Origin of the sequence: Silanimonas sp. (assembly GCF_027530345.1) — a bacterium.
In the GTDB taxonomy this organism is placed as follows: domain Bacteria; phylum Pseudomonadota; class Gammaproteobacteria; order Xanthomonadales; family Xanthomonadaceae; genus Silanimonas.
The window spans coordinates 50578-61515 of record NZ_JAPZQK010000014.1 but is presented as its reverse complement, the minus strand read 5'-3'; the positions used below and the strand labels follow the sequence as shown (position 1 = coordinate 61515).

Sequence of the window (10938 nt, the reverse complement as noted above, 5' to 3'; positions counted from 1 at the left end):
CGATCGGCCCCAGCAGTCGCTTTGTGTTGTACCACTGCACCCAATCGGCCACCGCCCATTCGACGTCTTCGCGGCCGCGCCAGGTCTGCCGGTAGATCACTTCGGTCTTGAACAGGCCGATCACCGTCTCGGCCAGCGCGTCTTCTCGTCATCGCCCCCGGTTACTCGGATCTATGGAGACGACAACTATCCTGACGCGGGGGGAGTGGGCGATGGCATCGGCAGCGACGCCGGCCCGCCTTGGCTGGGCGGCACGGCCGTCGGGGGTGCCCGAAGCGATTCGGGACAGGTGATAGCGGATCGTGCCTTCGCTGAGGTCGAGCTGGCGGGCGATGGCGCGCTTGGGCACGCCCTTGGCGGCCAAGGTCTTGATGGTCATGCGGATCTCCAGATCGGTGATCGCCACGCCCGCTCCCGTCGAGGACGAAAGCGGTCGAGGCTACGGGGTCGACCCGGAGGTGCGTGAATCTGGGTGTCGCCTTACCAGCAAACTAGGGTGTCGTCTTACAAGCGACGACAACGCCTTCGTCGAGTCGCTGTTCCGCACCGCGAAATACCGGCCTGAATTCCCGGCCAAGGGTTTCGCCACGCTCCACGACGCCCGGCAGTGGGCCGCCCGATTCGTGCATTGGTACAACGTCGACCATCGGCACAGCGGCATCCGCTATGTCAGCCCAGCGCAGCGCCATGCCGGCGACGATCGATCGATTCTGGCCAAGCGCCACGCACTGTATCTGACGGCCCGGCAGCGCAACCCCGCACGCTGGTCCCGACACACGCGCAACTGGGAGCCGATCAGGGCTGTCGCCCTGAACCCGGAGCGCGATGCGGTGGTCAACAAGGACGACCCGCGAGGCGAAGGCAAAAGGGTTTCGGCGGCATGAACGGAGCGACAACTACCTTGACACGCACCGCTGGCTCTCAGACAGTACGAACAAGGGCGTTCCAAACCGTTCCGCCAGACCGACGGTATCGAGTTCCTCGACGTACAGATGACCGTCGCGCGTGGAGAGGCAGTCTGCGGAACCAGCCAGGTCCGCCCCTCCGACGACTACTACTCGTCCCATTTCACCCCCTCAATTCCTTCGAGCAGCGCGCGCCCGTATAGCGCGGGAGTCTGGAAGCCGGGGGACCACCTCCCCGCCAAGACCGCACGGGTGATCTCCCTGAGACAAAGCACAGTGAATCGGTAGGCTTCCGGTCCCGTCAGGGCGACGCGCGCCTGCGCTTTGCCGTTCGATGCGATTGCAAGGACATAGGTTCTGCCCTCCCTTAACTGCCGCGCAGACGATCCCTCTGGCAGGAGCGGCATCAAATGATCCTGGATCAGATCCCGGAGCCAAAGCAGGCGTCCCCGCATCATTGCCACGGCAAGCCCCGGAAAGACGGAGTAGGTCGAGATGTTGGGGATGCCGGTCGAGATCCCCGCGGTGAAGAGGTCTCCGACCCAAGGGTCATAGACCGCACGGAACTTCTTTCCCGCGACCTGAAACTCCAGTTCCGACTCGGCCGGCCTTGCGGGTACCAGGGCGCCGCCGACACGGCGATGCCCGGTCTGTTCAATGTGCGCCAGCATTCCCCTGAGGGTTCCGCGCGACACCCCGCCCTCCGTAGCCAGGGCGATCACCAGTTCGTTGGCATCCGGCAACCTCGCCTTCGCGATTCCTGCGGCGATGTCTGAGGGCGCGACGTTGAAGCCGACGCCGGGCATGATCATGATGTTCGCAAGGCGCGCCCTTTCATCAAAGGTAAACGCGTGCGAAGTGTCCGCCACCTCACCGGCGAGGTCGACATAGTGGACACCTGAAACCAGGCAGGCCTCGATGAGAAGCTTCTGGGTGGTTAGGAACTGGCCGGAAAGGTTCAGGAGAAGTCGCACCCCCTGAAGGCGACGCTCGATTTCGCGTGGGTCGCTCAAATCGAAAATCGACGATCTGAGGTCCAGCCGAGCCGCTAATCCGCGCACGGCGTCCTGACGCCCGCCAAGGATGGGGCGCAACCCGGCCTCAACAAACCCCTCAGTGCAAATCCGGCCCGTATAGCCCGCAGCGCCATAGATCAGAACTTCCGACACGGCGCCTTCTCTCCTCCAGCGAATAGGAATTTCAAACGAAATTTCCCGCGAGTTGGCACGGTATCCCCCGTACTTTGAGCGGTCAACCGCGCGCTCCCAGGCGATCAATCCCCCCTTGCACTGACTATACGAACGCGGCTTCGGGCCGGATCACCGATCACGGGCCGGGCGCGGTCGTCCGTTCTGCCGCGGGACCGTCGTCCTGCTCTCCGGTCAGGCTGCGTAGTCGAGCGAGAACTCCCGCGCCGCTGCGCGCGGCGGCGCCCGCGCGGGCAGGCCCAGGTGCGTCGAGAGCAAGCCGTTGGAGCAGGCCGCCCGGCAGGCGGCGCGCTGGCTCGCAGATTTCCTCACCGGCGCGACGGGCAATCCGGTGCGCGTCATTCCCGTGCTGGCGCTGCCCGGGTGGTACGTCGAGCTCAAGGCGTCGCTGCCCACGTCGAGCAATGACGTGCGGGTGGTCAATCCGAAAGCCGCGTCGTTCATGCGCACGGTGGACTTCGGCCCGCGCTTCGAAGATGACCAGCGTCGCCGCATCGCGTGGGCACTGACGAAGCGCTACGGCGACGTCGCTGAGGATTGATCCCGATACTCGGCGTCGCTCTTTTGCTCCCCCCCCCCTTGTCCGCACCTTTCCGCGCAAATCGCGGGCTTCTCCTCCAGTCTCGTCGGCACCCGCCACCCCCGGCGGGAATCCCCCCAACAGGCGACCCCCGATGTCCCAGAACCTTGTCACCCTCGCCATCACCGACGAGCAGCTCGCCGCCGCGCTGGCCGGCCTGCAGCAGGTGGAGGCGGCGCTGCCGGGCCTCATCGCTTTCGAAGTGGGCGAACGCCGCGGCCTGCCGCTGATGGGCCCGCGCTCGGAGCCCTTCGCCCGCCAGACCCTGCGCGTGCTGGAGCAGAACCCCGGCATCGTGACGCCCAGCCTCGACCTCGACGCCGCCCGCGCTGACGTCAAGGCGTAACGCCCCTGCGCCCGCTGCTGCAGCTCATGCAGTGCCTCACTGCCCGAGCGGACCACGCCGGCGCGGCCTTGGGCAGCGCCTGGTGCATGCCGCGCGCGCCAGTCCGCACTTTTGGCGTCTTTGCAACGCGCTGCCAAACGCGCTATTCCCTCTCCGCCGCCTCGCGAGCCCTGTCCAGCGCCTCCTGCGCCTCGATGATCGCCTTCATCTGTTCGAGCAACGCGCGCTCCTCAGTGGCGGCCGACGTCTCTTTCTGAGTGATTTCGACCCGCAGCGTCAGCAGGGCGCTGATCTGCCGCAAGGTCGCCTCGCTTATCTGCCACGGCACTGACGCAATGGCTGCAGCTGGGCTGGGGCGCGAGTTGTCCACCGACACCAGCATGCCGTTGCTGAAGCCCAGGTTCGATCGGTTGGTGACGAAGGCCGTCGCGTCCATGCCAATCGCATCGATCGGCGCGCCGTTGGGAACCGAGAGCACCACATTGCCAATGCTCTGCGGATTCCCGTCCTCGTCACTCAGGGCGATGTTGACCACCAGCGGCCGTTCGCGCCGGTAGAAGATCCCGGCACCCGAGGGGCGCCCTGCCAGTGGTCTTGCGCTTGAGTCCGCCTCGGGCGAACGACGGGCGATACTGAGCGTGTAAGTGAAGCGTTCGTCCGTGGAACCCGACAAGCCGCGAACCCTCGCCGCATTGCTGATTTGCGTGCCGACGTTCCCCCACTGGCTCTCATCGATAGGGTCGATGATGAATTCGAGCTTGCGCGGCTCCCAAGCCAGTTGGGCGCACCGGTTGCTGCCGACGGCCAGGTTCTTGATCGGCGTATTCAGGTTCTCGAAGTAGGGCTGGTTCGCAAGTGGAGAGGGCGACGACCAGGCGGTGATGGAGCGCGCCAGGTTGATGAGGACGCTGCCGGTCTCGTCCTTCTGTTCGATGTTGGTGGTTTGCAGCAAGCCTGACGTCGTTGTCGTCATCTTGAACGTGTCGCTGCGGAACGCGCTGGATTCAGGTTGCAGCAGATAGCGCGCCGAGGTGTCCGGAACGAACTCCAGCAGCTGCACCTGCACCGAATCGACCCAGCCGCACATCGCCTTCGAATCGGCCAACTGAAGTGCTGCAATTTCGGCTTGATTGGCCTTCGCTTTCGCGGCCGCTTCATCCTTGGCCGCGGCAACCTCGGCTTGGCGAAGCTTCACCAGTTCGGCCAAGACTGTGATGTAGGGCGCATCGGTCTCCTTGATGCCGTCCCGTTTCATGGCCTCCAGCAAGCTCGCCTGCGCGGCGGTCGCCGCCTTTGCGCCGGCCAAAGCCGCTTCTGCAGCCTTGAGCTTGGTGGTGGCGTCGGCGAAGGCCTGATCCGCCTTGTCATCCGCCTTGACGCGCGTGAAGGTGACCTTGGCGTGGCGCATGGGCAGGTAGTACGAAACGCCGAGGAGTGGCGATTCAGCGTTGCCGAAGGAGTCCATGGACGACTTCGTACCAACGCCGCTCGTCGTGCAGCCCGCCAGGAGGGCAATCGAAAGCGGAACCACTGCCGCCGATGCAATGCGGGACGGGTGACAGATGCGCATGGATGGTTCCTTCGGGTGGGTCAGGTCGTCCTTCCACGACGTCATTCCATGCCGTGGTTGTGCTTCGGATCTCGTGTGCGCTCCTCGACGCCTCGTCGATGGTCGCGCCCTAGCTGCTCAGCAACATCTTCATCAGGTTCGGCAGGCCATGCCCCTGCGAGTACCGGTCGCGGCGCAAGTCGGTGCAGTGGTCGAGCAGCAGCTGCTTCACCTCGTCGGGCCGGCCCAGGTACTCGCGCCGCACGGAGAGGAAGGCGGCCAGCAGGCCGGACACGTTCGGCGTGGCCATGCTGGTGCCGCTCTCCTCGCAATAGCCCGGGAATTCCTCCGATTTCGACGCGCTGGCGGCGCAGGAGAGCACGCGCTCGCCGGGCGCGACGACGTCGGGCTTAGCCCGGCCGTCGGCCGTGGGGCCGCGCGAGGAGAAGGCGGAAACGCCGTACAGAGCGGGCTTGTCGCCGTTCACCGAGCCCACGGCGATGGCGTCCTCGAGGTTGGCGGGGTCGCCGATACCGTGGCTGTGGTTGATCGAGAGGTCCTCGCCCTGCGACACGACGTTGATCTGGCCTGCGTTGCCGGCCGCCACCACCACCAGCACGCCGTCGCGCCACTGCCGCCGAAGCTCAGCGCAGAGTGGCGAGTGGCCGCAGCCGTAGGTGTCCGAGTCGAAGGGGCCGCCCAGGCTCAGGTTGATGCCGTGCACGCTGAGGCGGCTCTGCCCGCGATTGGTCTGCTCGATGTGGTCGAGTGCCTTGATGATCCAGGCGTCCTGGCCGGTGCCTTGGTCGTCGAGCACCTTGTAGATGACCAGCTTGGCCTCGGGCGCCGCGGACGAGGCCGGCACCGACGGGTCGTCGGGCCAGCCGGCGATCAGCCCCGCCACGTGGGTGCCGTGTCCGTCCACGTCCTTGGCTTTCGCCGGCGTGATGGGGCGGGGTGCGCCCTTCTTCGTGCAGTCCCAGACTTCCTTGATCGTCTCGAACGCAGCGAAGTGCGGGTGGTTGCCCTGGACGCCGGTATCGAGCACCGCCCAGGTGATGCCCGCGCCGCGGGCGGCGTAGGCGGCGCGTGCGGCGTCGATCTGCAGCGCGCGCACGGACGGCGAGGGCAGGGCGGGTGCGGCCGGGGCGCGGCGCTTGGGTGATTTCGCCGCCAGGGCGAATTTGCTGCTGTTCCGCCAGATGGCGTAGACGCGGTACTGCTGCCGTTCCTTCGCCACCTGCATCAGTTCGTCGGCGGTGAGGCGTGCGGCGACGAAGCGCGTGAGCGGCTCGATGACGGCCTCGTCCTGGTGCGGCTTGAGCATCGCGGCGAGCTTCGCGGCGACTTGCTCGCTCGGCGTGCCTTTCCCGGGCTTCCAGCCGTCGGGTTCGGCTTCCAGCACCTCGATGAGCACGGGGTGGCGGCCTTCCACCTCCAACTGCTGCGCCACGTCCTTGGCCATCAGGAACGCGGCGTGCGTGTCCATGCCCGAGGCGCGGCCGATCACGCGGCGCACGTCGCTTTGCGTGAGGTAGAGCGAGATGCCGTGCGTCAGGCTGCCGTTGGCCTTGTCGGGGTTGAGCGCGAAGAGGGTCTTGTCCTCGATCTGCGGGTCGACCCGGCCGGGCGGCGAAAAATCCGGGGCGATCCGACGGTCGAGTGCGACGAAATCCACGATGCCGGCGAAGTTGAACCAGCGCCCCACAACGGGCGGGCGCTGCAGCGTGGCGTGGCCGAGCTCGAGCAGGTGGTCTTGCACTTCCTGCAGGCCCAGGGGCGAGCCGAGGGTGACGAGGGTGAGGCTTCCGAGCTTTTCGATCTCGGCTTGGGTGAGGGCGTTCAGCACGTCCCAGGCGATCATGCTGCCCTGGCTGTGCGCCACGATGACGGCGCCGGGCTCCGCCTTCATCAGTTCGGCCTTGAAGCGTTTCCGGATGGCTGCCCGCTTGGCCTCGTCGAAGAGGTAGACCGCGGTGTCGCGCAGGAACTTTTCGATGAACCACCGGCTCAGCCACATCCGCGGCTTGCGCGGGAGCGGGATGGCGCGGGTGCCGTAGCCGCCGCTGCGGCGTGCGTCGGGTGAAGTCTCGAGCTCGTCCAGCAGGCCTTGTGCGAAGGCCATGGCGGCCTTGTTGGACTGCAGCGACGTGCCTTTCAGGGCGGCCGTGGCGAGGTTCAGCCCGCTGGATTTCGACGCGGCCTTCTTCGGCCCGACCGCGCCCTTCGGCGTGTCCTTGGGCACGAGGTCGGCCCAGTAGGCCATGGCGGTGCGGCTTCCGAGGTCTTTGCCGGCGAGGGCGAGGTCCCAGAGGCGCTTCAGGTCCTCGGCGCTCTGGGTCTGGAAGATCCCGTGGACGTAGATGATCCCTGCCATGGTATCGGTTCCTTCGGGCAGCGCTGGGCGCGCTGGGTCGGATGTCTTCGACGGTGGGGGTGCGGGGGCGCCCGCATTGTTTGCCTGAATCTGGCGTGGTCGGGGGTAGGAGATTTCCTACGATGCTGTAGGAGAACGTCCATTCGTTTCAGTGGTTCGATTGGGGGGGGCGATGCGAGTGGCGTCGGTGAAAGGCGTCGCTGCTCGTGGGTGATGGCGCATCTTCCGGCGGTAGGCCGTCGAACAACGGCATCCGCAGTTCCATATGCCCGAGGGTGGGCGGCTCGAAGAAGCCCAGCGCCACGCACTTGCCTTGGCGAGCCAGCGCGGTGGCCTCGTCCTCGGTGTCGGCCCAATGCACGGCCGACTGCCAGTTCCCGCAGGCGTCTCAGGGCTTTAGTGGGGGGCTCGCCATCTCTTTCGGGGCGAGTGGCCTGCTCGCACGCGAATCCTGATGCCCGGGTGCGCAGTTTTCCTCTCTTGGCGGTGTGCCCGACGTTCGATGCTCATGGCGATGCCACCGTGGCGTGGCGCGTCGAGTGTTGAACCATGGACGGAAGCCAGTGGCCCCGACGGCAGGTCGGCTATAACGTCTTGCGTTATAGTGGTGGCGGCGATGGGGTTTCCGCGTGATCCGGAGCTTCGCCGACAAGGCGACGGCGAAGGTCTGGGCTGGCCTCCCCAGCCGGCGGCTGTCGATAGAGGTCCAGAACGTCGCCCGGAGGAAGCTGCGCATGCTGCACAACGCGAGCAAGGTGGGCCGACCATGAAGACGCTGCCGAACATCCATCCCGGCGAGGTGCTGCTCGAAGAGTTCCTCGTGCCGCTCGGCATCAGCCAGAACGCCTTGGCCCGCGCGGCCGGCGTGCCGCCTCGCCGCATCAACGAGATCGTCCTCGGCAAGCGCAGCATCAGCGCCGATACCGCGGTCCGGCTCGCGGCCGTGTTGGGCACCAGCGAACGCTTCTGGCTCGGCTTGCAGGCCGACTACGATCTCGAAGAAGCGCGCCGCGCGATCGGCAAAGACCTCCGAAAGATCGAGCGTTTGGCCGCCTGAGGCCTCACAACCCCTCGAACACCCGCCGCAGCATCGGCTGCCAGTACTCCCGCGCGATGCGCTCGTAGCCGGGGTCGGTGGGGTGGATCTCGTCGGACCATTCGCTTCGGAGAGGGTCGTCAGCCCGTCCCCGAAGAGGTGCGGCGTCAGTGGGGATGGTTGAGCCTGTCCCAGGCATCACGGGCCGCGTCCTTGGCCTGGTTCCAGCCGAGCGTCGAGGTGCCGGTGCGCGTGGTCCACTGTCGGGAGAGTTCCAGCTCGGCGTCGTCGAAGCTGCGGCCCGGATGGCGGCTGGCGGATTCGACGCCGAAGCCATACGCGGGGCCGTAGTCGTCGTACGTGGCGCCTTGGTTGACGTAGTGGCGGCTGCGGAAGTTCTCGCGCCAATAGGCGTCTTCCTTGGTGGGGTCGATAGCTTCCGCCACGCCCTTGCCGGCGAGCCCGCCGACGACGGCGCCAGTGGCCGCGCCGACCAAGGTGCCGACTGGGCCGGCCACCGTGCCAACTGCGGCGCCAGCGGCGACGGCCCCGAGGGTGGCCCCCACGCCGGTGCCGAGGGGATGGGCGCCGGGAGCGCCGGTGATCGGATCGGGATGGGTGGCGCTATTGGCGGCGATGCGCGGTTCTTGGGGGGTGTTCATGGGGGGAATCCTTGCGGTCGGGGGGCGGGGGAGGGCGTGGCGCGAGAGGCTCAGTGATCGGCGACGGTGCGGAACATGGTGAGGATGGCGATCAGGATCGCCGCTCCGATCAGCGATACCGGCAGTGCGGTCGAGCTGAAGTCACCCCAGTGGAGGGTGCCGCTGCCGACCATGGGGGTGAGGAACCACCCGCCGAGGATCGCGCCGGCGATGCCAGCGATGACATTGAGGGCGGTGTCTTGGGGATCGCCGGCATTCATCACCACGCCGGCGAGCCAACCGATGACGCTGCCGACGACAAGCCAGATCATGAGGTTCATCAGTGATCTCCATCGTTCCGGGGGGGGCGACGCCCGAGGCAGGATGCCTGGGGCGTCGAGAACGATGCTGGGCCCGTGGCGCCGCGACGTCGGTGCGTCGGCGCACGTTGACCGGAATGCGGCCTCAGCCGCGCCACGCCTCCGCGTAATCGCGGGCATAGCTCGCGAAATCCCGAGCCGGGCGGCCGAGCAGGGCGGCCACGTGCGGCGTGGTGCGCTCGGCGTAGCCGGCCTTCAAGAAGCCGAGGATGACGAGCAGGAACTCGGCGTAGTCGGCGGGCAGGCCGGCCTGCAGCAGCGGAGCGCGCATCGCTTCGGGCGTGATGTCGCGGAAGCCGATCGTCTTGCCGGTGGCGGCGCTGATGAGGTTCGCAGCGGTGGCGTGGTCGAGCGCCTCGGGGCCGGTGAGGTCGAAGGCCTTGGGTTCGTCCTGCGGGCGGTCGAGCAGCACGGCGGCGACGGCGGCGATATCACGCGCATCGATGAAGCTGGCTTTCGCATTGCCCACCGGCAACTGCACGTCGCCGGTGGCGGCGATGCTGCCCATCCAGAAGGTGTGGAAGTTCTGCATGAACCAGTTCGGCCGGACGATGGCGGCCGGCACGCCGCTGCGGCGCAGATGCGCTTCGCTGAGGCTCAGCGGCGCGGTGGGGTCGGCGTCGACGCCCATCGCGGTCATCAGCACGAGCTTGCCGACGCCGTGGCGCGCGGCGGCGTCGATCACCGGCACGAGGAAGCGGTCCTGCCCGGTGTGGCCGGGAGGCGCCATCAGGAACACGCGGTCGACGCCGGCGAGGGCGGCGTCGAGGCCTGCGCCGCTCAGCAGGTCGAGGGCGACATCGCCCGGCTCACGGGCTCGGCGGGTGGCGCGGCGCACGGTGTGGCCGCGGGCGAGGAGGTCCGGGACGAGGGCGGAACCGACGGTGCCGGTGGCGCCGATGACGAGGGTGGTGGGCATGGGGAGGACTCCGGGGTGGTGGGAATGGCGTGCATGCTCCGCTTCGGCGTGCAAGACTGGAATGGCACTAAATCCACGATTCCTGTCGTTTCGTCCTGATTCCAGCCCGGCCACCCCATGGACCTGCTCACCGATCTCCTCCGCCAATCCGGCCTGCAGCAGCGCGTGCTCGACCTCGGCGATTTCGCCGACGGCGAGGTGCGGCGCTTTCCCTGCGGGCGCAGCTTCGGCTTCCACCTGGTGCTGGAAGGCGCGATCACGGTGCGGCCGGAAGCGGCTGGCGAGCCGATCCGCTTGGGCCCGGGGGACGTCGCCTTCATGACCCGCGGCTGCCACCACGCGCTGCACGCGGAGGGCGTGGCGACGGTGATGAGTGCGGCCTACCTGCTGCCGCACGCGCCGGTGCACCCGTTGTTCCGCGAACTGCCGAACTGGTGCGTGGTACCGGCGCCGAGTGCATCGAGCGGTGATCGCCTGCGGCGGCTCGCCGACCTGCTGCGCGAAGAGCGCCGCGAGGCAGCGCTGGGCAGCGAGGCCGCTTTGCATGCGCTGATCGAAGCCGCGTTCGTGCAGGTGCTGCGGCGCATCGTCGAAGGCGAGGGCGTGCGGCCGCTGTCGCTGGCGGCGGCGCTGCGCGCGCCGGGCATCCGCCAAGCGCTGGAGCGCTTGCACGCATCGCCGGAACACGATTGGTCGCTGGAAGGGCTCGCCGACGTGGCCGGCCTGTCGCGCTCGGCCTTCGCGGCGAAGTTCAAGACGCTGGTGGGCGAGAGCCCGCTGGGCTACCTGCGCCAGTTGCGCGTGCAGCGGGCGATGGGCCTGCTGGTGCGGCCGGGTGCCTCGATCGTCGCGGTGGCGAATGCCGTGGGTTACGGCGATCCCTTCGTGTTCTCGAAGGCCTTCAAGAAGGTGGTGGGTGTGTCGCCGCGCGAGTTCCGTGCGAGCGCCGCGCTCGAGGGGCTGCCGGCGGCCTCCTGAGGGCGTGTCGGGGAGGGGG

General features: G+C 67.6%; 11 protein-coding genes and 1 pseudogene. 5 read left to right on the top strand and 7 right to left on the bottom strand.

The features are described from left to right. Window positions 1-148: 148 nt before the first annotated feature. Complete coding sequence (locus tag O9255_RS08750; protein WP_297866472.1) at window positions 149-406, bottom strand: LuxR C-terminal-related transcriptional regulator; 258 nt, start codon at window positions 404-406, stop codon at window positions 149-151. Window positions 407-509: 103 nt separating this feature from the next. Between O9255_RS08750 and O9255_RS08745 the strand changes: the two are divergent. Further along, a pseudogene (locus O9255_RS08745) lies at window positions 510-884 on the top strand (integrase core domain-containing protein); the annotation flags it as partial. A 170-nt stretch (window positions 885-1054) separates the two neighbouring features. Here the strand turns inward: O9255_RS08745 and O9255_RS08740 are convergent. Further along, window positions 1055-2074 carry a saccharopine dehydrogenase NADP-binding domain-containing protein gene (locus tag O9255_RS08740; RefSeq protein ID WP_297866471.1) on the bottom strand — a complete coding sequence of 340 codons (1020 nt, stop codon included), beginning with the start codon at window positions 2072-2074 and terminating at the stop codon, window positions 1055-1057. A gap of 301 nt (window positions 2075-2375) precedes the next feature. Here O9255_RS08740 and O9255_RS08735 point away from each other — a divergent pair, with 301 nt between their 5' ends. After that, complete coding sequence (locus O9255_RS08735) at window positions 2376-2654, top strand: hypothetical protein (RefSeq protein ID WP_297866470.1); 279 nt, start codon at window positions 2376-2378, stop codon at window positions 2652-2654. Between the two features lie 133 nt (window positions 2655-2787). Then, window positions 2788-3039 (top strand): hypothetical protein, encoded by a 252-nt coding sequence (locus tag O9255_RS08730; protein WP_297866469.1) that lies wholly within the window; start codon window positions 2788-2790, stop codon window positions 3037-3039. A gap of 142 nt (window positions 3040-3181) precedes the next feature. Here O9255_RS08730 and O9255_RS08725 read toward each other — a convergent pair whose 3' ends face one another. Continuing rightward, complete coding sequence (locus O9255_RS08725; RefSeq protein ID WP_297866468.1) at window positions 3182-4609, bottom strand: hypothetical protein; 1428 nt, start codon at window positions 4607-4609, stop codon at window positions 3182-3184. A gap of 109 nt (window positions 4610-4718) precedes the next feature. Then, window positions 4719-6965 carry a S8 family peptidase gene (locus O9255_RS08720; protein ID WP_297866467.1) on the bottom strand — a complete coding sequence of 749 codons (2247 nt, stop codon included), beginning with the start codon at window positions 6963-6965 and terminating at the stop codon, window positions 4719-4721. 766 nt (window positions 6966-7731) lie between these two features. On the opposite strand from O9255_RS08720, the gene O9255_RS08715 reads away from it, so the two are divergent. After that, on the top strand, window positions 7732-8022 hold the full coding sequence (locus tag O9255_RS08715) for a HigA family addiction module antitoxin (protein ID WP_297866466.1): 291 nt from the start codon (window positions 7732-7734) through the stop codon (window positions 8020-8022). Between the two features lie 146 nt (window positions 8023-8168). Here the strand turns inward: O9255_RS08715 and O9255_RS08710 are convergent, their stop codons facing one another. The 3 genes from O9255_RS08710 to O9255_RS08700 all read right to left on the bottom strand — a co-directional run bounded on the left by O9255_RS08710 (window position 8169) and on the right by O9255_RS08700 (window position 9941). Beyond that, window positions 8169-8663 (bottom strand): hypothetical protein, encoded by a 495-nt coding sequence (locus O9255_RS08710; RefSeq protein WP_297866465.1) that lies wholly within the window; start codon window positions 8661-8663, stop codon window positions 8169-8171. Window positions 8664-8713: 50 nt separating this feature from the next. Next, window positions 8714-8983: a GlsB/YeaQ/YmgE family stress response membrane protein gene (locus O9255_RS08705; RefSeq protein WP_297866464.1), complete on the bottom strand. Its 270-nt coding sequence runs from the start codon at window positions 8981-8983 to the stop codon at window positions 8714-8716. A 124-nt stretch (window positions 8984-9107) separates the two neighbouring features. Beyond that, window positions 9108-9941: an NAD(P)H-binding protein gene (locus tag O9255_RS08700; RefSeq protein ID WP_297866463.1), complete on the bottom strand. Its 834-nt coding sequence runs from the start codon at window positions 9939-9941 to the stop codon at window positions 9108-9110. A 117-nt stretch (window positions 9942-10058) separates the two neighbouring features. Between O9255_RS08700 and O9255_RS08695 the strand changes: the two genes are divergently transcribed. Next, a complete protein-coding gene (locus O9255_RS08695) occupies window positions 10059-10919 on the top strand; it encodes an AraC family transcriptional regulator (RefSeq protein WP_297866462.1) in 861 nt (286 codons plus the stop codon). Window positions 10920-10938: the final 19 nt, after the last annotated feature.

Bases quoted from the DNA above. Each gene is read 5' to 3' on its own strand.
- O9255_RS08730 (WP_297866469.1), top strand. From the start codon at position 2,788: ATGTCCCAGAACCTTGTCACCCTCGCCATCACCGACGAGCAGCTCGCC.
- O9255_RS08725 (WP_297866468.1), bottom strand. From the start codon at position 4,609: ATGCGCATCTGTCACCCGTCCCGCATTGCATCGGCGGCAGTGGTTCCG.
- O9255_RS08720 (WP_297866467.1), bottom strand. From the start codon at position 6,965: ATGGCAGGGATCATCTACGTCCACGGGATCTTCCAGACCCAGAGCGCC.
- O9255_RS08715 (WP_297866466.1), top strand. From the start codon at position 7,732: ATGAAGACGCTGCCGAACATCCATCCCGGCGAGGTGCTGCTCGAAGAG.
- O9255_RS08710 (WP_297866465.1), bottom strand. From the start codon at position 8,663: ATGAACACCCCCCAAGAACCGCGCATCGCCGCCAATAGCGCCACCCAT.
- O9255_RS08705 (WP_297866464.1), bottom strand. From the start codon at position 8,983: ATGAACCTCATGATCTGGCTTGTCGTCGGCAGCGTCATCGGTTGGCTC.
- O9255_RS08700 (WP_297866463.1), bottom strand. From the start codon at position 9,941: ATGCCCACCACCCTCGTCATCGGCGCCACCGGCACCGTCGGTTCCGCC.
- O9255_RS08695 (WP_297866462.1), top strand. From the start codon at position 10,059: ATGGACCTGCTCACCGATCTCCTCCGCCAATCCGGCCTGCAGCAGCGC.